We start from the raw sequence: 24,767 nt of genomic DNA on the forward strand, positions 1-24,767 counted from the left end.
GGCATGCGCGAGGACCGCTCCCGGCGTCGGGGCCCGCCCCGCCCGGGTGCTAATGTGGTCAGGCACTCCTGGCCCCCATAGCTCAGGGGATAGAGCACTGCCCTCCGGAGGCAGGGGCGTAGGTTCGAATCCTACTGGGGGCACACCCGCGGTCCTCCGCTCTCCTTCCTCGTACACGGGCGCTCAGCTCCGGTGCTCGACGCCCCTCGAGGCGCACCCCTCCATCACGGACCGAGCGGCGTCACCCGGTGGGCGACCGAGTCCGACCGTGGCGCTCCTCACCCGGCGCTCCGACACTGCCGAGACAGCACGAAGGCCCGCGATCGTCGATCACGGGCCTTCGAAACGTTCACCACCGGCACTCGGCCGGTCGGGCTCACTCGTAGAGGTGGAAGGTGCCGGCGCAGTCGGCCGAGCAGAAGCCGTCGCGGCGACGGGCCGAGGCCGCTCCGCAGGCTTCGCAGCGGCGGCGTCCGAGCATCCGCGAGATCAGGCTCTGAGGCGCCGACGCGACCACCGAGACCGGGGTGTCGGGGCGCACGGGGGATCCCGTGGTCGAATCGAGCTGGATCCCAGCGGTGTCGCGCGTGGCGCGAAGCATCCGTGTTCCTTCCGATCGGTGAACCATGTGCGAGCGCTGTATTGCCAGTCCCTGAGATTCTGCGAAGGGCTTGACGCGGCTCGCGATCGAGAGGAGCCGATATCGACATCTGTCGGTCAGTCGGGATCGACCCGGGGAACGACGAACAGCCGCGCCCCCTCCTGGCGGAGAGAGGCACGGCTGTTCGGGCGTCGGGGATCGGTGGGCGGACGACGCCGGAGCTCATGGGAGCGGGGCGTCGAGCCCGGAACGACCGGGAAGTGGGCCTAGTACGCGCCGCTGGTGCTCCGGGTGTCGATCGGAACCGTCGGTGCGGGAACCGGCACCGGTCGCAGGGCGGGGAGCGAGGCGCTCCTGCCCGTGCGGAACGGCAGCAGGACGAGCATGACGGGAAGAACGACGATCCACAGGAGGACCGACAGCGCGAGACGCGCCCAGATGGAAAGAATATTGAGCATTTTTGTGCCGCCTTCGGGTGACGGTAGAGGTGAACTTCGCGAACAGGATCATCGGGCCGACGGGGAGAGAAGAGTAGAAATGCGCCACTGATCGCGCCTCTCCCGCCACGCCCCCGAGCGGTCTGTTGCTCCTCATTCGTCGCCCAGCGCCGATCGGATGGGTCGATCCCGCATCCGATCGACACACGGCCCGCCCAGTGCGTCCTCCTGGGAGCCGGGCCGTAGGGTGAGCGCGTGAAGATCCTTGTCGTCGAAGACGATCCAGCCATGGGTGAGGCCCTCGTCGGCGGCCTCGAAGACGCCGGCTACGAGGCCGTGCTGACCACGAACGGCATCGACGCGCTCGTCGCGTTCAGCAACGCCGAGTTCTCGGCCGCCATCGTGGACGTCATGCTGCCGGCGATGTCGGGCTTCGAGATCTGCCGCCGGATCCGCGAGCTCGGCCGGCCCACGCCGATCATGCTGCTGACCGCGCGGGACGCGATCGAGGACCGCGTCTTCGGGCTCGACGCCGGAGCGGACGACTACCTCACCAAGCCGTTCGCGTTCACCGAGCTCAACGCGCGGCTCCGGGCCCTCCTGCGCCGCAGCCCGTCGCTGATGTCCACCTCGATCGACGTCGGACGCATCACCGTGGACGGATCGAGCATCCGGCGCACCGCCGACGGCTCGCGCATCCACGTCAGCCCCAAGGAGCTCGAGCTCCTCAAGCTCCTCATCACTCCCGTCGGCTCCGTGGTGACCCGCCAGCGGATCCTCTCCGAGATCTGGGGCGGCGGCGAGATCGTCGACAACAACATCGTCGACCAGTACGTCAGCTACCTGCGCAAGAAGCTCCCGACCGAGGACACGGGCGTCAGCATCGTGACCGTCCGCGGCAAGGGCTACTTCCTCCGCCCGGTCGAGTAGCCCGTGTCGCGGATGAGCACGGCACGCCGCCGGGTCGGCGCGCTCTCGATCCGCGCGAGGATCACCGTGGGAACGGTCGCTGTGGCGACCGCCCTCTTCGCGCTCGCGGCGCTGCTCTTCTACCAGGTGGTCACCGGCATCGTCGACCGCAGCGAGCGGACGATCCTGATGTCGATCGAGGACGAGGTGCGCCGCGACATCTCGGCGGGCAACGTCCCGCGCACGCAGGGCTCGTCGACGGGTCAGCTGTTCCTCGCCCTCGCTCCCGACGGGAGCGTCAGCACCTCGACCATGCCCTCGCGCCTGAGCGGCGAGGTGCTCAGCGCTCTGGCGGAGGAGCCGGCCGACACCTCGCCCCGGTACGCCGACGTGACGACGGCGAACGGCAGCTACCTGGTCCGCTTCACGGCCATCGAGAGCGATCGCGGCGTCTGGCAGGTCGCCTCCGCCCGCGATCAGGCCGCGTCGCAGCTCGTCCTCGACGACTTCGCCCACGTGCTCGTCTACGCCGCGATCTTCCTCGTCGTCACGTTCGGGCTCGCCTCGTGGATCCTGACGGGCGCGGCCCTCGCCCCGGTGCGCCGGATGCGGGCGCGCGCGGATCAGATCGCCGCCGAGCCCGGGCAGGGCGACCAGCTCCCGGTCGTCGGCACGCGCGACGAGATCGACGAGCTCGCGGTGACGCTGAACGCGTTCCTGACCAAGCAGACCGCGTCGCTGGCCCGGGAGAAGCAGATGGTGTCGGATGCGAGCCACGAGCTCCGCACTCCCCTCGCCGCGCTCTCCGCGCAGCTCGAGATCGCCCACCACCGCGTCGACGATCCGGTCGCGGTCGACCGGGTCATCCTCGATGCGCAGAAGAGCGTCGACCGGCTCGTGCGCCTCGCGTCCGCCCTGCTCGACATCTCGCGCATCGAGAGCCGCACCGTCCGCCCGACCGCTCCCTTCGCCGAGCTCGTCGACGAGCTGGTGGGCGCCGTCGACCGCACCCGCCTGCTCGCCTCGGAGTCGGGGGTGGAGATCGACTACGAGATCGACGAGCGCGAGCCGGCCCGGCTCTACGCGGTCGCGTCCCAGGACTTCGGCCGGGTGATCGACAACCTCGTGAGGAACGCGATCCAGGCGATGAACGGCGGCGGCATGATCGTCGCCTCCCTCTCGCAGTCGGACGGGCGCCTGATGCTCAGCGTCTCGGACGACGGACCGGGGATGCCCGACGCCTTCATCCCGGTCGCCTTCGACCGCTTCTCCCGCCCGGACGACTCCCGGACCCTCGCCTCCGGCGGCAGCGGTCTCGGACTGGCCCTGGTGCACACCACCGTGCTCTCGGCCGGCGGGACGGTCGCCCTGGTCAACCGCTCCCCCCGGGGTCTCGCGGTCGACATCGTCCTCCCGCCCGTCGGCTCCGCCTGAGCCGCCCCGCCCCGGGAACGACGAAGGCCCCCGGCGGACCGGGGGCCTTCGTGGAGGATCGTCAGCGCGGGTCGTCCTCGGGGCGGACGGGCTGCGGCTGCGGGTCGCCGATCGCAGCGGGCGGCGGAGCCCAGGCCGTCTGCGGCGCCTCCGCCGGGGAGGTGCCGCCGTCGAGCAGGTTGCGCGCGCGGTCGACCACCTCGGGGTCCACGAGCACGGAGTAGCTTGTCGCGATCACCTGCATGGTCGAGGTGAAGTCGCGACGGCGGCGGTTCACGGCGTAGGAGGCGAGCCCGAAGAGCATCCCGAAGCCGGCGCCGAGGAGGACCGCCGCGATGAGGAAGGAGAACTCCGTCGTCGGCGAGAAGATGATGAGCAGGAGGCCCAGGAAGACACCGAGCCAGGCGCCGGAGGCCGCTCCGGCGAGGGCGACGCGGCCCCAGGTGAGCTTGCCGGTCACCCGCTCGACGCTCTTGAGCTCGTTGCCGATGATGGCGAGCTGGCGCACCGGGAAGTCGGCGCGGGCGAGCACGTCGACGGCGGCCTGCGCCTCCTGGTACGTGTCGAACGTGGCGAGGATCTCCCCGCGCGGGATCGTGGGGAAGGCCGGCCCTCGGCCGCTGAACGGCGTCTGCTGAGTCACCCGGACAGAATCGCACAGGCCACTTGAAGGTCTCTGAACGGATTCGGAGAACCGGCCGAGGGCGAGCCGGGAACGCTCGGCGTCCGCCCGGCTGCACGGGACTAGGTTTGTAGCCGTGAGTTCCGCCAGAGTCTTCGTCGCGCGCTTGGCCGGATGCAGTGTCTTCGACCCGGCCGGCGATCGCGTCGGCAAGGTCCGCGACGTGCTCCTGGTCTACCGGCAGAACGACGCCCCGCGGGTGGTCGGCCTGGTGGTCGAGATCCCCGGGCGCCGTCGGGTCTTCGTGTCGATCGGCCGGGTCACCAGCATCGGCAGCGGCCAGATCATCACCACCGGGCTCATCAACGTGCGCCGCTTCGAGCAGCGGGGCGGAGAGGTTCGCGTCATCGCCGAGCTCCTCGGCCGCCGGGTGAGCTTCGTGGACGGCTCCGGTGACGCGGTCGTCGAGGACGTCGCGATCGAGGAGGCCGCTCCCGGCGAGTGGGAGCTCGCGCAGCTCTTCGTCCGCCGGCCCAAGACCAGCCCCTCCCCCTTCGCCAAGGGCGCGACCGCCTTCGCCGGCTGGCGCGAGGTCCGCGAGAGCGTCTCGACCGAGGCGCAGTCCGCCGAGCAGTACGTCGCCAGCCTCTCCGAGCTCAAGCCCGCCGACCTCGCCAGCACGCTCCTCGACCTGCCGCAGCAGCGGATGCTCGAGGTCGCCGGCGAGCTCTCGGACGACCGCCTCGCAGACGTACTCGAGGAGATGCCCGAGAGCGAGCAGGTCGAGATCCTCGGCCGGCTCGACGACGACCGCGCCGCCGACGTCCTCGACCAGATGCAGCCGGACGACGCGGCCGACCTGATCGCCCAGCTCTCGGAGGAGCGCGGCGAGGCGCTCCTGGAGCTGATGGAGCCGGAGGAGGCGGACGACGTCCGCATGCTCCTCACCTACGCCCCGGAGTCCGCCGGCGGTCTGATGACCACGGAGCCGATCATCGTCTCCTCCGAGGCGACCGTCGCCGAGGGTCTCGCCCTCATCCGCCGCCACGAGCTCGCCCCGGCCCTCGGCGCCGCCGTCTGCGTCACGCTGCCGCCCTACGAGCCGCCGACCGGCCGCTTCCTCGGCATGGTGCACTTCCAGCGGATGCTCCGCTACCCGCCGCACGAGCGCCTCGGCACCCTGCTCGACCAGAGCATGGACCCGATCACGCCCGAGACCTCGGCGGCCGAGGTCGCCCGGATCCTGGCCAGCTACAACCTCGTCTCGGTGCCCGTCGTCGACGCGTCCCACCGCCTCGTCGGCGTCGTGACCATCGACGACGTCCTCGACTACCTCCTCCCCGACGACTGGCGCAGCCACGGCGACGACGACGAACCGAGGAAGCCGGTGACGACGGCGACGCAGGGCGTCCCGCTCGTGCCGCCGGCACCCGCGGCGACAGGCAGGACACGACGGGGACGGAGGGGCGCGCGTGGCTAGGGACACCAAGCAGGACCGGCGCCTGGACGCTCCCAAGGGCTTGCGCACCCGGGTCCTCTCGCGGCGGAACCGCCCGAGCAGCGACCGCTTCGGCCGCCTGACCGAGTCGTTCGCCCGCGGCATGGGCACGCCGTGGTTCCTGGTCGGGATGACGATCTTCTGCGTCTTCTGGCTGATGTTCAACACCTACGGGCCCGCGGACGCGCGCTTCGACTCGCAGGCCCTCGGCTTCACGGTGCTGACGCTGATCCTCTCGCTGCAGGCCTCCTACGCCGCGCCGCTGCTGCTGCTCGCGCAGAACCGCCAGGACGACCGCGACCGCGTGCAGATCGAGCAGGACCGTCAGCGGGCCGAGCGCAACCTCGCGGACACCGAGTACCTCGCGCGCGAGGTCGTGGCCCTGCGCCTGGCGATCCGCGACATGGCGAGCAAGGACTTCATCCGCTCGGAGCTGCGCGGCCTGCTCGAGGAGCTCGAGAAGGATCGGGCGCAGGAGCCCGAGCGGCGCGATGCCTGACGTCGACGCCATCGAGACCGCCGTCAGGACGGCGCTGGCCCGGGTCGTCGATCCGGAGATCCGGAAGCCCATCACCGAGCTCGACATGCTCGAGTCGGTCGAGGCGGCCGTCGACGGAGCGGTCCGCGTCGCGATCCGGCTGACCATCGTCGGCTGCCCGGCCGCCTCCGCGATCGAGCGCGACGTACGCGAGGCCGCGGCCTCGGCTCCCGGAGTCACGGCGGTCGACGTCGTGGTCGGAGTCATGACGCCGGCGCAGCGCACCGCCCTCACCGAACGCCTCCAGGGCGGCCGCCGGAGCATGCCCTTCGGCCCGGACTCGCTCACCCGCGTGTACGCGGTCACCAGCGGCAAGGGCGGCGTCGGCAAGTCGACCGTCACCGCCAACCTCGCGGTCGCCCTCGCTCAGCGGGGGCTCGCGGTCGGCCTCGTGGACGCCGACGTGCACGGCTTCTCCATCCCCGGCCTGCTCGGCCTGATGCACGACGGGCGCGTCGCGGGACCCACCCGCGTCGGCGAGCTGATGCTGCCGCCGGTGGCGCACGGCGTGAAGGTCATCTCGATCGGGATGTTCCTCGAGGGCGACACCCGGGGGGCGGCCGTCTCCTGGCGCGGGCCCATGCTGCACCGCACGATCTCCCAGTTCCTCACCGACGTGTACTTCGGCGACCTCGACGTGCTCCTGCTCGACCTGCCTCCCGGTACGGGGGATGTGGCGATCTCCATCGGGCAGCTGCTCCCCCATGCGGAGGTCCTCATCGTCACCACGCCGCAGCCGGCGGCCGCCGACGTGGCCGAGCGCAGCGGCGCGCTCGCCCGCCAGTCGGGTCAGCGCATCGTCGGAGTGGTCGAGAACATGTCGGGGCTTCCGCAACCCGACGGCTCGGTGTTGGAGCTCTTCGGCAGCGGAGGCGGGGCCGAGGTCGCGCGTCGGCTCACCGCGGCGGGCGACGAGGTGCCGCTGCTCGCGTCGCTGCCGATCTCCGTCGCGCTGCGGGCGGGGGGCGACGAGGGCGTGCCCGTCGTCGTCGGCGATCCGGAGGATCCTGCCGCCCGGGCGATCGACGCCCTGGCGGCGACGCTCGCCGCGCGGCCGCGGGGACTGACCGGCCGTCGTCTTCCGCTCGCCGTCGGCTGACGCCTCCGCGCGGCTTCGTGCGGGCGGCGTCGGTCGAGACGCCCGCCCGACGCTCCTCGCGGAGCAGGGCTCAGGTGGCCTCGGAGTCGATCGGCGGCGGCGCGACGCTCGAGAGCGTGCCGGACGAGACGGAGCGCTGCATCGTCGTGTAGTAGCTGTCCTGCGCGGAGCCGGTGCCGCCCGGCACGACCGGAGCGGCGACAGCGGTGGGCGGCTTCACGGTGGGGGCCGGATCGTCCTCGAGCAGGGCGTCGCGGATGATGCGGCGGGGATCGTACTGGCGCGGGTCGAGCTTCTTCCAGTCGACGTCGTTGAACTCGTCGCCCATCTCGTCCTTGACGCGCTCCCGGGCCTGCGTGGCGAATCCGCGCACCTTGCGCACGAGCTGCCCGAGCTGGGCGGCGTAGTGCGGGAGGCGGTCGGGACCCAGCACGAAGACAGCGATGACCCCGATGATGAGGAGCTTGTCGAACGTCAGACCGAACACGAGGACAACACTAACCCGCCGCGCCTCCCTCGCGGAGCCCGCGCGCCACCGTACCCTGACGATGCCCGGGCGCGATCCGCTCGGTGCACCGATCAGAGGAGCGCCCCCGTGTCCGACAAGGATGCCAACTGGAAGTACGCCGAGGACGCGGTCGTCGAGTCGGAGGCCATCGCCTCGGCCCGCCGGCTCTCGGTCGAGCTGGGCATCGACGCCGTCTCCCCCTCGATCGGAGCGCAGGCCGCGCTGGTCGCCGCCGCGGCGCGCGCGACCTCCATCATCGAGATCGGCACCGGCACCGGAGTGAGCGGCCTGTGGCTGCTCGACGGCGCCCCCGAGGCCATGCTCACCTCGATCGACTCCGAGGCGGTGCACCAGCAGCACGCGCGCGCCCAGTTCCACGAGGCGGGCATCTCGCCCAACCGGCTGCGGCTCATCCCGGGCCGCGCCCTCGAGGTGCTGCCCCGGATGAACGAGAACTCCTACGACATCGTCTTCGTCGACGGCGATCCGCTGCAGGTCATCGAGAACGTCGAGCACGCGCTGCGGCTCGTCCGTCCGGGCGGGACGGTCCTCGTCCCCCACGCGCTCTGGCGCGGACGCGTGGCCAACCCCGCGCAGCGCGACGAGATCGCGACGGCGTTCCGCACGCTGGTGGCCGAGGTCTGCGCCTCCCCCGCCGTGGTCAGCGTGCTCTCGCCGATCGGCGACGGCCTGCTGCAGGCCAACAAGCGCCGCGCCTGACGAGCGCGGCCGACCGAGGAAAGACGGAACGCCCGCCGCACGGTGTGCGACGGGCGTTCACGACGGTGCGGATCAGGCGGGAGACACCACCGACGCGAGCGCGTCGTGCAGCTCTTTCGCCTCTGCATCGTTGACCGAGACGACGAGGCGTCCGCCTCCTTCGAGCGGAACGCGCACGACGATGAGTCGGCCCTCCTTAACAGCCTCCATCGGTCCGTCTCCGGTCCTCGGCTTCATGGCCGCCATAGAGTTCCCCTTTCGTGACGTATCCCCCTATTATCGTGCATCCGCGGGGGTGTTCCGAACCGCGCCCGGAAGTCGGGCGTCAGCCGATCACGGCGGGGACCAGTCGCCCGGGGTGAACACCCAGCACAGCAGCACCCAGACGATCTGCCCGACGATCGATGCGGCCACCACGAACACCCTCAGGAGGGTCGACCGCGGCACCGCGAGCGCCCCGGCCAGCGGGAACATCGGCATCAGGATGCGGAACGTGCTCGACTGCGGGTAGAAGAACGCGAAGAGGTAGATCGCGTAGCCGCCGACCCAGAGCCGCGAGAAGACGTCGAGGCTGCGCGTGGCCCGCGAGAACAGGATCGCCAGGAATCCGAGCACCACCACGACGGTGATGCCCATGCCCGTGATCGGCGAGCCGAACCAGAGGCCTCCCCACCAGCCCCCGCCGGCGAACCAGGAGGTGAAGGGGATGAGCTCGCCCTCGCCGATGAAGACGCTGCGCCAGGCGAGCTCGGTGTCGGTGTACGCGGTGAAGGAGCCGGTCACGGCCCAGGCGATGAGCAGCCAGGCGAACCCCACCGCGAGGGACCAGACCGTGAGGGAGACCGTGAAGGCGAACTCCCGGCGGGCGAACGGCTCGGTGCCGCGCACGTGCCGCCAGACGCGGTAGAGGAAGTAGAGGCCCGTCATCGCCGCGATCGCGAGACCGCTCGGGCGCAGGAGCCCCACGACCAGCACGACGGGGAACGTCCAGATCCACTTGCGGCGCACCAGCAGGAGGAGCAGCACGGCCGTCAGGAGGATGCCGCCGGACTCCGCGTAGCCGATCTGCAGGATCGGGGACGTCGGAGCGACGCAGAAGAAGACGATCCCCATCAGCGCCTGGCCCTCGCTGAGCGAGACGCGGAACAGCCGGTAGATCACCAGGCACGCCGCTGCACTGCAGACCAGGGCGACGAGCACCGCCGCGTTCGCCCAGTCGAGCCCGGTGATGTTCATCAGGCCGCGGACGGTGAACGGGTAGACGGGCATGAACGCCCAGGGGTTCTGCTCCACGGCTCCGGACGGCGAGAGCGGCAGGACCGACGGGTACCCCGTCATCCCGATCCGCTCGTACCAGCCGCCGTCCCACGTCGTCGCGAACCGGACGTAGGTGTCGCGGAGTCCCGTCCACTCGACGCCCTGACGCACGGCGCCGACACGGAGCATGATCACGGTCGTGACGACCCGGGACACGGCGAAGACCAGGAGCACCTGGATCCACCACGGGATCCTCCGGAGCAGACCCCAGCGGGAGCGGGACGGAGAGGCGTCCTCCGTCTCCGGCGCGGTCGCGGTGGCGGTGGCGCTCACGCGAGCGGCCCGCGGTCCGTCGAGGAGGCGGAGGGGGTCGTCAGCGGGGAGCGGGCGGGTGTCGCCGCGGCTCGCCGGCGGGTCGGCCGGAGGAGGGGCGACGCGTGTCGCGGCTCACCGGCTGGCGTGAGGGGAGACATTCCGACGAGCATACCCGTGCGGGAGTCGGGAGTCCCCGGAGGAGCACCGCGCCGGGCGGGCGCTCGGCACGATCACGGCGGGGTCCAGTCCGATCCGGCGACGGCCCAGCAGATCGAGATCCAGACGATCTGGCCGCCGATCCCGAGCAGGACCAGCGCGACGCGGAAGACCGGCGAGCGCGGCACCGCCAGCGCTCCGACGAGCGGGAACATCGGGCCCAGCAGCCGGAAGGTGCTCGACTGCGGGAAGAAGAACGCCAGCAGGTAGACGCCGTACCCGGCGACCCAGGCCCGGCTGAAGAGATCCAGCCTCCGTGTCCACGGTGCGGCGAGGATCCCGACGAACGCCGCCAGCAGGAGCACCACCAGGACGATGCCGACGGCCGGAGCCCCGAACCACCACGAGCCCCACCAGGCGCCGCCCTGGAACCACGGGGTCAGCGGGAGCAGCTCCTGGTAGCCGATATAGACCGCACGCCACGCCAGCTCGGTGTCGGTGTACGCGGTCATCGACCCGGTGACGGCCCACGCCACGGCGGGCCAGAGGAAGCCGACCACGAGCCCCCACGCCGTCAGGCCCACGGCCGGCAGCCACTCCGACCGCGGGAACGGCTCCGTGCGGCGCCGGACGAACCGGTAGACGACGTACAGGCCGAGCGCGGCGGCGAAGGCGAGCCCGCTCGGCCGGGTCAGGCCCAGCAGCAGCACGACGGGCACGACCGCGAGCCAGCGCCGCCGCACCAGGAGGAGGAGCGTGACCGCGGTCAGGAGCATCGCCATCGACTCCGCGTAGGCGAGCTGCATCAGCGGCGAGGTCGGCGCCACGCAGAACAGCAGCACCGCCGTCAGCGACTGCGACTCGCCGAGGGAGTGCCGGAAGAGGCGGTACAGGACGAGGCAGGCTCCGGCTCCGCACAGGACGGAGACGGTCACGGCGGCCGGAGCCCAGGTGAGGCCGGTGAGCGCCATCAGCGCCTTCACGACGCCCGGGTAGAGCGGCATGAAGGCCCAGGCGTTCTCCCCCACGTGGCCGTCCTGCGTGATCGGCAGGAAGCCGGGGTACCCGGTGGCCGCGATGATCTCGTACCAGCGGCCGTCCCACATCGACGCGAAGGCCGAGTAGGACGGGGAGGGTCCGGTCCACGGGTTCGCGAGCTGGTGCGCGGCGAACTGCAGCAGGATCACCGTCGTGACCACGCGGGTCGCGATGTACACCAGGAGGACCCGCGCCCACCACGGGACCAGGCGCAGGCGGAGGCGGACGGGGACGGCCGTGGCGCTCGCGCTCACGAGGACGCGGTCAGCCAGCGGCGGAGGCCCTCGGCGCACTCGGTGATCTCGCGCACCGCCACGCGCTCGTCGTCGGCGTGGGCCCGGAGCGGGTCGCCCGGTCCGTAGTTGACAGCCGGGATGCCCATTGCGGAGAACCGCGCGACGTCGGTCCAGCCGTACTTGGGCTTCGCCTCGGCTCCGACGGCCGCGAGGAAGGCCTGGGCCAGAGGTGCGTCCAGCCCCGGGCGGGCGCCCTCGGCCAGATCGTCCACCGTCACCTCGAACCCCTCGAAGAGCTCCTCGAGGTGGGCGAGCGCCTCCTCCCCGGACCGGTCGGGGGCGAAGCGGTAGTTGACCTGCACCGTGCAGAGGTCCGGGATCACGTTGCCCGCGACCCCGCCGGTGACGCGCACGGCGTTGACGCCCTCGCGGTACACGAGGCCCTCGACCTCGACCTCGCGCGGTACGTAGGCGGCGAGGCGGTCGAGGATCGGCGCCGCCGCGTGGATCGCGTTCTCGCCGACCCAGCTGCGGGCGGAGTGGGCGCGGACTCCTCGGGTGACCACGTCGACCCGGAGCGTCCCGTTGCAGCCGCCCTCCACTGCTCCGCTCGTCGGCTCGCCGAGCACCGCGAAGTCGGCGGAGAAGAGGTCGGGGCGGTGCCGGGAGAGGCGGCCGAGGCCGTTGAGGTCCGCTGCGACCTCCTCGTTGTCGTACCACATCCAGGTGATGTCGACGGCCGGATCGGAGAGCTCGGCGGCGAGGACGAGCTGCACCGCCACTCCGGCCTTCATGTCGACGGTCCCGCGGCCGACCAGGTGCTCGACGCCGTCGATCGTCTCGGCGACGACGGGCAGGTTGCCGTTGACCGGCACCGTGTCGAGGTGCCCGGCGATCACGACGCGCTGGGCGAGGCCGAGGTTCGTCCGCGCCACGACGGTGTGGCCGTCGCGGATGACCTCGAGGTGGTCGTACTGCTCGAGCGCCCACTGCACCGCGTCCGCGATCTCGAGCTCGTCGCCCGAGACGGACGGGATGTCGCAGAGGATCCGCGTCAGGGCGACCGGATCGGTGCGCAGATCGAGCGGAGGGGCGGTGGTCGGATCGGCCATGCGCCCCAGGGTAGCGGCCGGACGCTCCGCGCTACCCTGATCGGCATGACCTTCGAGCACTCCGCAGACTCCTCCGCGCCCGCCTCCGCCTGGGGATACGGGCTCGCCACCGTGGCCGCCGACGGCACCGTCCTCGACACCTGGTTCCCGGAGCCGCGCCTCGGCACCATCCCGGCCGGCCGCGACCCCTGGATCGTGCCGGCGGAGTTCGAGGAGCAGGCCGGCGAGGATCCGCGCCGCGAGGTCCGCATCGACGTGGTCACGCTGCAGATCGACGTGCAGGCGCCGCCCGCCTCCACGTCCGACGCCTACCTGCGGCTGCACCTGCTCTCGCACCTCCTGGTCCGCCCGAACGAGGTGAACCTCGACGGCGTCTTCGCCCACCTGCCGAATGTGGTGTGGACGAACGCCGGTCCGGTCTCGCCGGAGTCGTTCACCCGCCTGCGCCCCTCGCTCCGGCGCCACGGCATCCAGGCCACCGGCATCGACAAGTTCCCGCGGCTGACCGACTACGTCACCCCCGCGAAGGTGCGCATCGCAGACACCTCGCGCGTCCGCCTCGGCGCGCACCTGGCACCCGGCACGACGGTGATGCACGAGGGCTTCGTCAACTTCAACGCCGGGACCCTCGGCAGCTCGATGGTCGAGGGGCGCATCTCGCAGGGCGTCGTGGTCGGCGACGGCTCGGACATCGGCGGCGGCGCCTCCATCATGGGCACCCTCTCGGGCGGAGGAGTGCAGCGCGTCTCGATCGGCGCGCGGGCGCTGCTGGGTGCGAACTCGGGCATCGGCATCTCCCTCGGCGACGACACCGTCGTCGAGGCCGGCCTCTACGTGACCGCCGGCACCAAGGTCGTCGTGGTCGGCGGAGCGCCGCGCGCCGACGGCGCCCCGCAGACCGTGAAGGCCGTGCAGCTCTCGGGCGTGCCGAACCTGCTCTTCCGCCGCAACTCCCTCACCGGGGCCGTCGAAGTCCTCCCCCGCACCGGCGCCGGCATCGAGCTGAACGCCGCTCTGCACGCCTGAGGGCGAGCGTCCGGCGCCGCCGGGCCCCGCAGGCGGCACCCCGGGACGACCCGTGCTGATCGAGTCCGCGGCGACCACGCCGCTCTGCGTCCCGCCTCGAAGAAGCGGTTCGAGCCTCGGACGGCTGACGAGAGGCGGGTGCGCCGCACGGCGAGAGCCCGCCCCCGGCGGGGACGGGCTCTCGGGGACCGGTCAGCGGTCGGTCGGCCAGTGGCGCTCGGGCGAGCCCATGTAGAGCTGCTGCGGGCGGCCGATCTTGGTCTGCTTGTCGGTGTTCATCTCGCGCCAGTGGGCGATCCAGCCGGGCAGGCGGCCGATCGCGAAGAGCACGGTGAACATCCGGGTCGGGAAGCCCATCGCCTTGTAGATGACGCCCGTGTAGAAGTCGACGTTCGGGTAGAGGCGCCGCTCCTTGAAGTAGTCGTCCTCGAGAGCGAGGGCCTCGAGCTCCATCGCGATGTCGAGCAGCGGGTCCTTCACGCCGAGGGCCTGCAGGACCTCGGAGGCGCTCTCCTTGACCAGCTTCGCGCGCGGGTCGTAGTTCTTGTACACCCGGTGGCCGAAGCCCATCAGGCGCACGCCCTCCTCCTTGTTCTTCACCCGCTCGACGAACGTCGACACGCTCTCGCCCGACTCGCGGATCCGGCCGAGCATGGTGAGCACCGCCTCGTTCGCTCCGCCGTGCAGAGGGCCGAACAGGGCGTTGATGCCGGCCGAGACGGAGGCGTAGAGGTTCGCCTCGGTGGAGCCGACGAGGCGGACGGTCGACGTCGACGCGTTCTGCTCGTGGTCCTCGTGGAGGATCAGGAGGCGGTCGAGCGCCTTCGAGAGCACCGGGTCGACCTGGTACTGCTCGGCCATCGTTCCGAAGTTGAGGCGGAGGAAGTTGTCGACGAAGCTCAGCGAGTTGTCCGGGTAGAGGAACGCCTGGCCGATCGCCTTCTTGTGGGCGTACGCCGCCATCACGGGCAGCTTCGCCAGGAGGCGGATCGTGGTGAGCTCCACCGCCTCCGGATCCTTCGGGTTGGAGCTGTCCTCGTAGTACGTCGACAGGGCCGAGACCCCGGCCGAGAGCACCGACATGGGGTGCGCGCTGTGCGGGAGCGCGTCGAAGAAGCGCTTGAGGTCCTCGTGGAGGAGCGTGTGGCGGCGGATGCGCTCGTCGAAGCCCGCGAGCTCGTCGGCCGTCGGCAGCTCGCCGTAGATGAGGAGCCAGGCCACCTCGAGGTAGGTCGCGTTGGTGGCCACCTCCTCGATCGGGTAGCCGCGGTAGCGGAGGATCCCCTGGTCGCCGTCGATGTAGGTGATCTGCGACTTGGTCGCCGCCGTGTTCACGAAGCCGTAGTCGAGCGACATGAAGCCGGTCTGCTTCGACAGGGTCGAGAAGTCGATGCTCGAGGAGCCGTCGACGCTGCGCAGGACCGGGAAGTCCGCGGTGCGGTCGCCGAAGGTGAGCGTGACCTTCTCGGGGAGCTCCTGCTCCGCCGGCGCGGGAGGCGGCGTCGTGGCGCTCCCGGTCGCGGGCTCCGTGGAGCCCACCGTCGCGGTTCCGTCGCTCTGCGTGCCGGATTCGGTCACAACGCCTCCCAGGTCGTCGCGGTCGCACCCCGGGAGCGCTCGCGCGGAGCGGGCGGCGCCGGGTCTGGATCGTGGTGCAGCCGGGGCCTCGCGAGGCGCCGTCGACCGAACCACATACAGCCTATGGGCAAAGCGGGGGCACTGTGACATCGCCCAGCGCTGGGGCCGGGTCCTTGTCGGAACCCGCCAGGATCGGCCGGGTCGAGCGCCTCAGAGGCCGCCGGACAGGCGCTCGACGGCCGCGTCGATCCGCTCGTCGGAGGCCGTCAGCGAGAGGCGCACGTGCTCGGGGAAGCCCTCCCCGTAGAAGACGCCGGGGCCCGCGAGGACGCCGAGGCGGGCGAGCCGGTCGATGGACTCCCAGGCCGCGCGGCCCTCGGTCGCCCACAGGTAGAGGCCGGCCTCGCTGCGGTCGATCCGGAAGCCCGCGGACTCGAGGGCGGGCCGGAGGCGGTCGCGGCGGGAACGGTAGCGCTCCTTCTGCGCGGCGACGTGCTCGTCGTCGGCGAGGGCGACGATCATCGCCTCCTGCAGCGGACCGGGCACGATCATGCCCGCGTGCTTGCGGACGGTCACCAGGCGCGCGATCAGGGCCGCGTCCCCGGCGACGAAGGCGGCGCGGTAGCCGGCGAGGTTCGACTGCTTGCTCAGCGAGTAGACGCCGAGGACCCCGGTGCGGTCCTCCCCCACCACGCGCGGGTCGAGGACGCTCGGGATCGGCTCGTCGGCCCAGCGGCCGTCCCAGCCGAGCTCGGCGTAGCACTCGTCCCCCGCGATCACGGCCCCCAGCTCACGGGCACGCGCGACGGCGCGCTGCAGGGCGGGCACGTCGAGCACGGCGCCATCGGGGTTGCCGGGAGAGTTGAGCCAGACCAGGCGGGTCGTCGCGGGCCATTCGGCCGGGTCGTCGGAGGCGAGCGCCTCGGCGCCGGCGATCGCCGCGCCCATCGCGTACGTCGGGTAGGCGGCGCGCGGATGCACGACCACGTCCCCCTCCCCGAGTCCGAGGAGGAAGGGCAGCCAGGCGACGAGCTCCTTGGAGCCGATCGTCGGCAGGACCTCGTCGATCCCGAGGCCCTCGACTCCGCGCCGCCGCGCGTACCAGGCGGCGATCGCCTCGCGCAGAGCGGGGGTGCCCACGGTCGTGGGGTACGCGTGCGAGTCCGTCGCGCGGGCGAGCGCGTCGCGGATCGGGGCGGGCGTCGGGTCCACCGGCGAGCCGATCGACAGGTCGACGATCCCGCCGGGGTGCTCCGCCGCCGTGCGGGCGAAGGGCGCCATCAGGTCCCAGGGGTAGTCGGGCAGCGCGCCGAGGGCCACGGGAGCGGCCTCAGTGGCTCTGCGGAGGCAGCGCCGCGATGACCGGGTGGTCCTTCGCGATCACGCCGACCTTGGCGGCTCCACCCGGGGAGCCGATCTCGTCGAAGAACTCGACGTTGGCCTTGTAGTAGTCGGACCACTCCTCAGGGAGGTCGTCCTCGTAGTAGATCGCCTCGACGGGGCAGACCGGCTCGCAGGCACCGCAGTCCACGCACTCGTCCGGGTGGATGTAGAGCGAGCGCTCGCCTTCGTAGATGCAGTCGACCGGGCACTCGTCGATGCAGGCGCGGTCTTTGACATCGACGCACGGAAGTGCGATCACGTAGGTCACGGTGCTCCAGGTCCCTTCGAACAGTGTCTCTATCGTACGGGGGCCGACGGGGCGTCGGCGTCCGCGGGCCGCGGGGCGGCGGCGGGAGCGGCCGCCCGCAGCCGCGGCCAGGCGATCACGACGAGGGCGATGAGGGCGGGGAGGAAGGTCCAGGCCACGCCGAGGCCGTTCGCCGGGACGAGGACGGATCCGCCGGTGCTGCGCAGGGCGAGCAGCCCGATCATCCCGAGCAGGCCCATCGCGGTGCAGAACGCGACGAACCGGTCGATGAGCACGAGGCGCAGCCCGAGCAGGAGCAGCAGCACGCCGGCGAGGGAGGCGGCGAGGCCGACCGGGAGGACGACACCGCCGACCGACACGGTGCTCTGATGGGCGACGGTCGTGATCGCTCCGACCACCGCGCCGACCAGGACTCCGGCGACGCCCGACAGCACGCGCGATCCCAGCGTCGGACGCTCCTCCGGCAGCGGCGCCGGACGCCCCGCCTGCGCGACCGGGCGGAAGCGCTCGATGCGGCCGATGGGGAACGGCGGACCGCTCGAGAGCCGGGCCTCGTCGCCCTCGACCACCAGCTGCGTCGCGTGCGCCTCGAGGGCCGCGCGCTTGCGGGCGTGGTCCTCGGCGGACAGCTCGATCACGACGTCCCCGGGGAGGGGCGGGGCCGCGTCGGGGAGGACGGCGAGGAAGCGCATGCCCAGGCGCTCGGCGGCGCGCTCGGCGACCCGGGCGGTACGCACGTGATCCGCGTGTCCGTAGCAGCCGACCGCGTCGTAGGACAGCACGACGCCCGCGTCGACCTGCCGGAGGACGGCGACGATCTCCGCCACCTCCTCGTCCTCGGGCGCGGCGGTGAAGGACGCGGGATGCACCGGCTCGAGCGGCACCGGGACGCGGCCTGTGCCCCACTGCATGCCGGAGTCCCGGTAGACGCGCGGAGCGAGGCCGGGTGCGCGGGCGCCCGCCTCGCCGAGGAAGCGGTGGTCGGCGACGCCGAGGGCCGTCAGGGCGACGACGAGCTCGGTCGTCCGGTGCGCGGCCAGCTCGGCCGAGCCCTCGAGCGGAGCGAGGTCCTCGGGGATGACCTCGCCGCACTCGCCCCGCGTGGCGGTGACGACGGTCACGGAGGCGCCCTGTGCCACCAGCCGCGCCAGGGTTCCGCCCATGGTGATCGTCTCGTCGTCGGGGTGGGCGTGCACCGCCACCACCCGCTCCGCTGCTGCGTCCCGGCCCGCGTCCACTCTCCGCCTCTCGTCCTGCGCGGCCTCCGCTGCGGGCGCTTCTGGACAGCGACCGGGCAGCGGACTACAGTCGACCCGGGTTAGGCAAGGCTTACCGAACAACGGAGGCCCGCCGACCGGATCGACTCGGGGCGGGAGTCGCCCCCTCCTCGTCCACCATCGACCAAGAGAACACGCGTGCTCGCAAACTACCTCATCGGCCTCCGCGAAGGCCTCGAAGCCGGCCTCGTCGTCGGCATCCTCGTGGCCTACCTGACCAAGCTCGGCCGGCGCGACGTGCTGCCGCGGCTCTGGACCGGTATCGCCGCCGCGATCGCGATCTCACTCGTCACCGGTGCGATCCTCACCTGGGGCCCCTCGACCCTGTCGTTCCAGGCTCAGGAGCTCATCGGCGGCGGCCTCTCGATCCTCGCGGTCGGCCTGGTCACCTGGATGATCTTCTGGATGGGCGCGAACGCCCGCAGCATGAAGGGCGACCTCGAGTCCCGGCTCGACGGCGCCGTCGCGGGTTCGGCCCTCGGCATCGTGGTCCTCGGCTTCATCAGCGTCGGCCGCGAGGGCATCGAGACGGCGCTCTTCGTCTGGGCGAGCGTGTCCTCGAGCACTGCGGGGTCGGGATCCAGCGCGTGGGTCGGCACGGTCGGCGCGATGCTGGGCATCCTCAGCTCGGTCGTCATCGCGTACCTGATCTTCCGGGGCTTCGTCCGGATCGACCTCGGGCGCTTCTTCACCTGGACGGGCGGCTTCCTCATCCTTGTCGCGGCCGGCGTCCTCTCCTACGGCGTCGGCGACCTGCAGGAGGCGTCGCTCCTGCCCGGCTGGGGCACCCCGCTGTTCTCGCTCGGCCCGATCCTCCCGCCGCCCGTGACCGCCGTGGTCGGCGGCCTCTTCAACTACACGCCCGAGCCGACCGCTCTGCAGTTCGCCGCCTGGCTGCTCTACCTCGTCGTCGTCGGCGCCCTGTTCGTCCGCCAGGTCCGCCTGCGCGGTCCCCGGCGGGGCAGCGCGGCCCCGGTCGCCGCTCCCGCTCCCACCTCCGTCTGACCCGCTCCGGCACCGCCGGCGCACTCGCCCCGATCCAGGAGAAGCATGTCCTCGCGCGCTCGTCCCACCCTCCCCCGCGTCACCCTCGGCCTCGCCGGCGCCGGCGCCCTGGCGCTGATCCTCACGGGCTGCGTGCCGAACACCCCCGCGTCCTCCTCCTCCGCCGCGCTCGACGTCGCGATCAGGGACGACGCCTGCGAGGTGTCGACGGCGACCGCCGAGGCGGGAGCGGTGACGTTCTCACTGACCAACGGCGGCTCGGACGTCAACGAGTTCGAGATCCTGGCCGAGGACAAGCTGCGGATCGTGGGCGAGAAGGAGAACGTGACCCCGGGCCAGAGCGTCTCCTACGTCGCTCAGCTCGAGCCTGGCACCTACTACACCGCCTGCAAGTTCCAGCAGGTCGGCGCCCCGGTCGGGCTGAGCGAGTTCACCGTGACCGGTGAGGCCACCGCGCAGTCGGCGGACGAGAAGGCGGCGACGGAGGCGGCGGTCACCAACTACGTGGCGTACGTGAAGTCGCAGGTGGGCGAGCTGCTCCCCGCGGTCGCCGAGTTCGCGCAGGCCTACGAGGCAGGCGACGACGAGAAGGCGCGCGGCCTCTTCGCGTCGACCCGCGTCTTCTACGAGCGGATCGAGCCGACCGCGGAGGCGTTCGGCGACCTCGACCCGCGCATCGACTACCGCGAGGTCGACGCCGTCGCCGAGGGCCTGGACTGGACCGGCTTCCACCGCATCGAGAAGGACCTGTGGGCCCCCGCGGAGGGTGCGCTCAACTCCGACGGCACGAGCGCGCTCCTCGACTGGGCGCCCTCCACCCCCGAGCAGCGCGCGCAGTTCGGCCAGGGCCTCGTCGACGACGTGCAGAGCCTGGCCGACCTCGTGAACGCGCCCGGCTTCACCGTCTCGGTGGGCGACATCTCCAACGGCGCCATCGGCCTGCTCGACGAGGTCGCGGCCGGCAAGATCACGGGCGAGGAGGACTGGTGGTCGAGCACTGACCTCACCGACTTCGCCGCGAACGTCCAGGGCGCGGAGGTGGCGTTCGGCAACGTCGAGCCGATCGCGACCGCCAGCGGCGACGAGGGCGCCGACCTCACCGGACGGATCACGCAGCGGTTCTCCGAGCTCGACGCCCTGCTCGCGCAGTACGGCTCGATCGACTCCGGCTTCGCTGCGTACTCCACCGACACCGCGGAGCAGAAGAAGGAGCTCTCGGACGCGGTCAACGCTCTCTCCGAGCCGCTCTCGCAGCTGACCCACACGGTGCTGGGCGTCGAGGAGCCGGCCGCCTAGTGGGCGCCGAGCATCACGAGGGAGCCCGGCCGACGGCTTCCCAACGGCCCTCCGACGAGCCCCGCCGCCTCTCGCGGCGCGGGCTTCTCGGCCTCGTCTCGGCGGGGACGGCCGGGCTGGCCGCCGGAGTGGGCGGCACGGTGGCCGTCACATCGTCTGCGAGCGCGACGGCCTCCTCCGCCACGCGCACCGTGCCGTTCTTCGGCGCGAACCAGGCGGGCATCACCACCGCCGCGCAGGACCGTCTGCACTTCGCCGCGTTCGACCTCGCCGCGGGCACCACGCGCGAGGACCTCGTCGAGCTCCTGAAGGACTGGACGCTCGCCGCCTCGCGGATGACCCAGGGCCTCGAGGTCGGCGAGACCGGCGCGGTGGACGGGCCGGACACGGCTCCCCCGGAGGACACCGGGGAGGCGCTCGGGCTCGACGCCGCGTCCCTCACCGTCACGGTCGGCTTCGGACCGACCCTCTTCACGGACGAGTCCGGCGCCGACCGCTTCGGCCTCGCCGACCGCCGGCCTCCGCAGCTGCAGGCCCTGCCCCGCTTCCGCGGCGACGCGCTCGTCCCGTCGGCCGGCGGCGGCGACCTCTGCATCCAGGCCTGCGCCGACGATCCGCAGGTCGCCGTGCACGCCATCCGCAACCTGAGCCGGATCGCGTTCGGCCGGGCCTCGCTCCGCTGGTCGCAGCTCGGCTTCGGCCGCACCTCCTCGACGTCCACCGCCCAGGCGACTCCGCGCAACCTCTTCGGCTTCAAGGACGGCACGGCGAACGTGAAGTCCGAGGAGGCCGACGCCGTAGAAGAGCACGTCTGGGTCCCCTCCTCCGACGGCCCCGCGTGGATGGTCGGCGGCAGCTACCTGGTCGCGCGGAAGATCCGGATGATCATCGAGACGTGGGACCGCAGCCAGCTGGGCGAGCAGGAGCGGGTCATCGGCCGCAGCAAGGGGTCCGGAGCCCCGCTCTCGGGCGGCACGGAGTCCACCGAGCCGGACTTCGCAGCGGCCGGCGCCACGGGTGCCCCGCTGATCGATCAGGAGTCGCACGTGCGCCTCGCGCACCCGAGCGTGAACAACGGAGTGCGGCTCCTGCGCCGCGGCTACAACTTCGTCGACGGCAACGACGAGCTCGGACGCCTGAACGCGGGGCTGTTCTTCCTCTCGTTCCAGCGCTCCCCGGAGCAGTTCGTCACCGTGCAGCGGAACCTCGCGACCGACGCGCTGAACGAGTACGTGAAGCACGTCGGCTCGGCTGTGTTCGCGGTGCCGCCCGGTGCCCGCGACGAGACCGATTTCCTCGGCTCCGGCCTCTTCGCCTGATCCCTGAGAGGACCCGCACTCCGTCCCAGGATCCGGCGGGCGCACTCCACGGCGCGCCGAAGCCTGCGCCCGTAGCGTCGTCGGCGATGTCCGGGAACAGTGCGAGAAGCGGCCTGACCAAGCGCGAGCGCCAGGAGCTCGCCCGAGCGCAGGCGCGGGAGCGCCGCGAAGCCGAGAGGCGCCGGCGGCGCCGGAACCGGCTGCTCGGGCAGGGCGGAGCGGTCGTCGGGCTCCTCGCGGTCGTGGCCCTGGTCTGCTGGAACGTCTGGTCGCAGCAGGAGGTCGCGAGCGCCGGCCCGGCGAACATGCTCAGCGACGGCATCGTCCTCGCGGGCGACGGCTCGGCCGTGACGGCGACGACGACCGCGGCACTCGCTCCGGGAGCCTCCCCCGTCCCGACCGACGAGAGCGCCACACGGGCGGGCGGAGTCGTCGCCGTCGACCTCTACGTCGACTACCTCTGCCCGTACTGCGGGCAGTTCGAGAAGGCGAACGCCGAGCAGCTGCAGTCGTGGCTGACGAAGGAGGCGATCACGCTCGAGATCCACCCGGTGGCGATCCTCGACTCCTCCTCGGCCGGCTCCGAGTACTCCAGCCGGGCCGCGAACGCCGCGGCGTGCGTCGCCGACGAGGATCCGGACCGCTTCCTCGCCGTGAACGCGGCGCTCTTCGCGCAGCAGCCGGCGGAGGGGACGACGGGCCTCGACGACGACGCTCTGCGGGCGCTGGTGACCGGAGCGGGCGTCACCGACGACGACGTCCTCGCCTGCATGACCGCGGGCGAGTTCCGGCCCTGGGTGAAGGCCGCGACCGAGCGGGCCACCTCGCTCCCCCTCGCTAACTCCTCGCTGCCGAAGCTCGGGTCGACGCCCACCGTGCTGGTGAACGGCGAGCAGTACACGGGGAAGCCGGACGACGCGGCGGCGTTCGTCTCCTTCGTCACCTCGACGCTCGAGGCGGAGTCCTCGACCCCCTCTCCCTCTCCGAGTCCGGAGGGCTGATCCGGACCGCGAGGGACGGGATCGGCGCTGCACGCTGCAGCACCGGGCGGAGACGACGAGACCGGCCGGAGCATCGCTCCGGCCGGTCTCGTCGTGGGCGGGCGCCGAGGCGCCCGGGGCTCAGCCCTGCTTCTTGAGGCGGCTCGTCATGCGCGCGCGGGCGTTCGCATCGAGCTCCACCTTGCGGATGCGGACGACCTCGGGGGTGACCTCGACGCACTCGTCCTCGCGGGCGAACTCGAGGCACTCCTCGAGCGTCAGCTGACGCGACGGCGTCATCGACTCGAAGGTGTCGGAGGTGGACTGACGCATGTTGGTCAGCTTCTTCTCCTTGGTGATGTTCACGTCCATGTCGTCGTTGCGCGAGTTCTCGCCGATCACCATGCCCTCGTAGACCTCCTCGGTGGGGTTCACGAAGAAGGTCATCCGCTCCTGGAGCGCGATGATGGCGAACGGGGTCACGACGCCGTTGCGGTCCGCGACGATCGACCCGTTGTTGCGGGTGACGATCGCGCCGGCCCACGGCTCGTAGCCGTGCAGGATCGCGTTCGCGATGCCGGTGCCGCGCGTGGTGGTGAGGAACTCGGTGCGGAAGCCGATCAGGCCGCGCGACGGAACGATGAACTCCATGCGGACCCAGCCGGTGCCGTGGTTCGACATGCCGTCCATGCGGCCCTTGCGGGCGGCGAGGAGCTGCGTGATCGCACCGAGGTACTCCTCCGGGGCGTCGATCGTGAGGTGCTCGAAGGGCTCGTGCGTCTTGCCGTCGACCTGGCGGGTGACCACCTGGGGCTTGCCGACGGTCAGCTCGTAGCCCTCGCGGCGCATCTGCTCGACGAGGATGGCCAGCGCGAGCTCGCCGCGGCCCTGGACCTCCCACGAGTCGGGGCGTCCGATGTCGACGATCTTGAGCGACACGTTTCCGATGAGCTCGCGGTCGAGGCGGTCCTTGACCATGCGCGCCGTGAGCTTGTGGCCCTTCACCTTGCCGACGAGCGGCGAGGTGTTGGTGCCGATCGTCATCGAGATCGCCGGGTCGTCGACCGTGATGGCCGGCAGCGGGCGGATGTCCTCGGGGTCGGCGATGGTCTCGCCGATGGTGATCTCGGGGAAGCCCGCGATCGCGACGATGTCGCCGGGGCCCGCGGACTCGGCCGGGTAGCGGTCGAGCGCCTTGGTGATCAGCAGCTCGGTGATGCGCGCGTTGGTGTGGGTGCCGTCGTGGTGGACCCAGGCGACCGTCTGCCCCTTCTTGATCGTGCCGTTGAAGACGCGGAGGAGGGCGAGGCGGCCGAGGAACGGCGACGCGTCGAGGTTGGTGACGTGGGCCTGGAGGGGCGCGTCGTCGTCGTAGGTCGGCGCGGGGATGTGCTTGAGGATCGCCTCGAACAGCGGCTCCAGGTCCTCGGCGTCCGGCAGCGTGCCGTCCTCGGGCTTGTTCGCCGAGGCGCGGCCGGCCTTGCCGGAGGCGTAGACCACGGGGACGTCGAGGATCGCGTCGAGGTCGAGGTCCGGCACGTCGTCGGCCATGTCGGAGGCGAGGCCGAGGAGCAGGTCCTGGCTCTCGGCGTCGACCTCGTCGATGCGCGCGTCGGGGCGGTCGGTCTTGTTGACCAGGAGGATGACGGGGAGCTTCGCCTCGAGCGCCTTGCGCAGCACGAAGCGGGTCTGGGGCAGCGGGCCCTCGGACGCGTCGACGAGGAGGCAGACGCCGTCGACCATCGACAGGCCGCGCTCGACCTCTCCGCCGAAGTCGGCGTGGCCCGGGGTGTCGATGACGTTGATGGTGATGGGACCGTCGCTCGCGTGCTTGCCGCTGTACGAGACAGCGGTGTTCTTCGCGAGGATCGTGATGCCCTTCTCGCGCTCGAGCTCGTTGGAGTCCATCGCGCGCTCGTCCACGTGGGCGTGCGCGTCGAAGGAGTTCGTCTGCTTGAGCATGGCGTCGACCAGCGTGGTCTTGCCATGGTCGACGTGGGCGACGATCGCGACGTTGCGCAGGTCGGAGCGGGTGGCACTTGCCATGGATACGGACTCGTCTCGTGTTCTCGTGCAAAAGGGGGACCATCCATCGTACCGCAGCGAGGCGTCCGCACGGCGAAGGGCCCCGGATCCCCGCTCCGGAGGGCTCCGA

At 71.8% G+C, this 24,767-nt stretch carries 24 protein-coding genes and 1 tRNA gene; 12 read left to right on the top strand and 13 right to left on the bottom strand.

Translation table 11 applies throughout. From position 1 onward, the window contains the following. Positions 1–71: 71 nt before the first annotated feature. Positions 72–143: transfer RNA gene (locus tag C5C33_RS00330), tRNA-Arg, on the top strand. Positions 144–376: 233 nt separating this feature from the next. Here the strand turns inward: C5C33_RS00330 and C5C33_RS00335 are convergent. Both C5C33_RS00335 and C5C33_RS00340 read right to left on the bottom strand, forming a co-directional pair. Next, a complete protein-coding gene (locus tag C5C33_RS00335) occupies positions 377–601 on the bottom strand; it encodes a hypothetical protein (RefSeq protein ID WP_104246599.1) in 225 nt (74 codons plus the stop codon). Between the two features lie 266 nt (positions 602–867). Then, positions 868–1,059, bottom strand: a complete 192-nt coding sequence (locus tag C5C33_RS00340; RefSeq protein ID WP_104260121.1) for a hypothetical protein — start codon at positions 1,057–1,059, stop codon at positions 868–870. Positions 1,060–1,293: 234 nt separating this feature from the next. Between C5C33_RS00340 and C5C33_RS00345 the strand changes: the two genes are divergently transcribed. Together C5C33_RS00345 and C5C33_RS00350 are read left to right on the top strand one after the other, a co-directional pair. After that, the gene (locus tag C5C33_RS00345; RefSeq protein WP_258059273.1) at positions 1,294–1,968 is read left to right on the top strand and encodes a response regulator transcription factor; all 675 of its coding nucleotides are present in this window, start codon (positions 1,294–1,296) and stop codon (positions 1,966–1,968) included. A gap of 12 nt (positions 1,969–1,980) precedes the next feature. Then, entirely contained in the window at positions 1,981–3,381 is a 1,401-nt protein-coding gene (locus C5C33_RS00350; protein ID WP_146076469.1) for a cell wall metabolism sensor histidine kinase WalK, read from the top strand. A 61-nt stretch (positions 3,382–3,442) separates the two neighbouring features. Here the strand turns inward: C5C33_RS00350 and C5C33_RS00355 are convergent, their stop codons facing one another. Beyond that, entirely contained in the window at positions 3,443–4,024 is a 582-nt protein-coding gene (locus C5C33_RS00355) for a general stress protein (RefSeq protein WP_258069142.1), read from the bottom strand. Positions 4,025–4,139: 115 nt separating this feature from the next. Here C5C33_RS00355 and C5C33_RS00360 point away from each other — a divergent pair, with 115 nt between their 5' ends. From C5C33_RS00360 to C5C33_RS00370, 3 genes are read left to right on the top strand one after another with little or no spacing between them, the layout of a single operon-like run. Continuing rightward, on the top strand, positions 4,140–5,483 hold the full coding sequence (locus tag C5C33_RS00360) for a magnesium transporter MgtE N-terminal domain-containing protein (protein WP_104225554.1): 1,344 nt from the start codon (positions 4,140–4,142) through the stop codon (positions 5,481–5,483). Beyond that, positions 5,476–6,000 carry a DUF1003 domain-containing protein gene (locus tag C5C33_RS00365; protein WP_104222991.1) on the top strand — a complete coding sequence of 175 codons (525 nt, stop codon included), beginning with the start codon at positions 5,476–5,478 and terminating at the stop codon, positions 5,998–6,000. Before C5C33_RS00360 ends, C5C33_RS00365 begins: the two co-directional genes overlap by 8 nt. Beyond that, a complete protein-coding gene (locus tag C5C33_RS00370; protein ID WP_104260122.1) occupies positions 5,993–7,138 on the top strand; it encodes an Mrp/NBP35 family ATP-binding protein in 1,146 nt (381 codons plus the stop codon). The genes C5C33_RS00365 and C5C33_RS00370 overlap by 8 nt, the downstream gene beginning before the upstream one ends. A gap of 70 nt (positions 7,139–7,208) precedes the next feature. Here C5C33_RS00370 and C5C33_RS00375 read toward each other — a convergent pair whose 3' ends face one another. After that, the gene (locus tag C5C33_RS00375) at positions 7,209–7,625 is read right to left on the bottom strand and encodes a twin-arginine translocase TatA/TatE family subunit (protein WP_146076468.1); all 417 of its coding nucleotides are present in this window, start codon (positions 7,623–7,625) and stop codon (positions 7,209–7,211) included. Positions 7,626–7,733: 108 nt separating this feature from the next. On the opposite strand from C5C33_RS00375, the gene C5C33_RS00380 reads away from it, so the two are divergent. Then, the gene (locus C5C33_RS00380; protein ID WP_104222989.1) at positions 7,734–8,366 is read left to right on the top strand and encodes an O-methyltransferase; all 633 of its coding nucleotides are present in this window, start codon (positions 7,734–7,736) and stop codon (positions 8,364–8,366) included. 72 nt (positions 8,367–8,438) lie between these two features. On the opposite strand, the gene C5C33_RS00385 is transcribed toward C5C33_RS00380, so the two are convergent. The 4 genes from C5C33_RS00385 to dapE form a co-directional block, all read right to left on the bottom strand. Continuing rightward, positions 8,439–8,612 (bottom strand): DUF3117 domain-containing protein, encoded by a 174-nt coding sequence (locus C5C33_RS00385; RefSeq protein WP_068208299.1) that lies wholly within the window; start codon positions 8,610–8,612, stop codon positions 8,439–8,441. A gap of 87 nt (positions 8,613–8,699) precedes the next feature. After that, positions 8,700–9,956, bottom strand: a complete 1,257-nt coding sequence (locus tag C5C33_RS00390) for a hypothetical protein (RefSeq protein ID WP_104260123.1) — start codon at positions 9,954–9,956, stop codon at positions 8,700–8,702. A gap of 212 nt (positions 9,957–10,168) precedes the next feature. Continuing rightward, positions 10,169–11,386, bottom strand: coding sequence for a hypothetical protein (locus tag C5C33_RS00395; RefSeq protein ID WP_258069143.1), 1,218 nt, complete (start codon positions 11,384–11,386; stop codon positions 10,169–10,171). Beyond that, entirely contained in the window at positions 11,383–12,480 is a 1,098-nt protein-coding gene (dapE, locus tag C5C33_RS00400; protein WP_104225552.1) for a succinyl-diaminopimelate desuccinylase, read from the bottom strand. The genes C5C33_RS00395 and dapE overlap by 4 nt, the downstream gene beginning before the upstream one ends. A gap of 45 nt (positions 12,481–12,525) precedes the next feature. Here dapE and dapD point away from each other — a divergent pair, with 45 nt between their 5' ends. Beyond that, entirely contained in the window at positions 12,526–13,506 is a 981-nt protein-coding gene (dapD, locus tag C5C33_RS00405) for a 2,3,4,5-tetrahydropyridine-2,6-dicarboxylate N-succinyltransferase (protein WP_104260124.1), read from the top strand. A 192-nt stretch (positions 13,507–13,698) separates the two neighbouring features. Here dapD and C5C33_RS00410 read toward each other — a convergent pair whose 3' ends face one another. The 4 genes from C5C33_RS00410 to C5C33_RS00425 all read right to left on the bottom strand — a co-directional run bounded on the left by C5C33_RS00410 (position 13,699) and on the right by C5C33_RS00425 (position 17,973). Continuing rightward, positions 13,699–15,084: a citrate synthase gene (locus C5C33_RS00410; protein ID WP_258059270.1), complete on the bottom strand. Its 1,386-nt coding sequence runs from the start codon at positions 15,082–15,084 to the stop codon at positions 13,699–13,701. 210 nt (positions 15,085–15,294) lie between these two features. Continuing rightward, on the bottom strand, positions 15,295–16,404 hold the full coding sequence (gene dapC / locus C5C33_RS00415; protein WP_104246606.1) for a succinyldiaminopimelate transaminase: 1,110 nt from the start codon (positions 16,402–16,404) through the stop codon (positions 15,295–15,297). A gap of 10 nt (positions 16,405–16,414) precedes the next feature. Continuing rightward, entirely contained in the window at positions 16,415–16,735 is a 321-nt protein-coding gene (gene fdxA / locus C5C33_RS00420; RefSeq protein WP_104222984.1) for a ferredoxin, read from the bottom strand. Between the two features lie 29 nt (positions 16,736–16,764). Further along, positions 16,765–17,973, bottom strand: coding sequence for a PIG-L family deacetylase (locus C5C33_RS00425; protein ID WP_146085724.1), 1,209 nt, complete (start codon positions 17,971–17,973; stop codon positions 16,765–16,767). A gap of 177 nt (positions 17,974–18,150) precedes the next feature. Here C5C33_RS00425 and efeU point away from each other — a divergent pair, with 177 nt between their 5' ends. The 4 genes from efeU to C5C33_RS00445 all read left to right on the top strand — a co-directional run bounded on the left by efeU (position 18,151) and on the right by C5C33_RS00445 (position 22,633). Next, positions 18,151–19,017 (top strand): iron uptake transporter permease EfeU, encoded by an 867-nt coding sequence (efeU, locus tag C5C33_RS00430; RefSeq protein WP_104225548.1) that lies wholly within the window; start codon positions 18,151–18,153, stop codon positions 19,015–19,017. Between the two features lie 45 nt (positions 19,018–19,062). Continuing rightward, complete coding sequence (gene efeO / locus C5C33_RS00435; RefSeq protein WP_104260126.1) at positions 19,063–20,313, top strand: iron uptake system protein EfeO; 1,251 nt, start codon at positions 19,063–19,065, stop codon at positions 20,311–20,313. Beyond that, positions 20,313–21,632, top strand: a complete 1,320-nt coding sequence (gene efeB, locus C5C33_RS00440; protein WP_104260127.1) for an iron uptake transporter deferrochelatase/peroxidase subunit — start codon at positions 20,313–20,315, stop codon at positions 21,630–21,632. The genes efeO and efeB overlap by 1 nt, the downstream gene beginning before the upstream one ends. Positions 21,633–21,718: 86 nt before the next feature. Continuing rightward, entirely contained in the window at positions 21,719–22,633 is a 915-nt protein-coding gene (locus tag C5C33_RS00445; protein ID WP_104260128.1) for a thioredoxin domain-containing protein, read from the top strand. Positions 22,634–22,753: 120 nt separating this feature from the next. Here C5C33_RS00445 and typA read toward each other — a convergent pair whose 3' ends face one another. Next, positions 22,754–24,658, bottom strand: a complete 1,905-nt coding sequence (gene typA, locus C5C33_RS00450) for a translational GTPase TypA (protein ID WP_104260129.1) — start codon at positions 24,656–24,658, stop codon at positions 22,754–22,756. Between the last annotated feature and the right edge of the window lie 109 nt (positions 24,659–24,767).

The organism is Rathayibacter sp. AY1H3 (assembly GCF_002932015.1).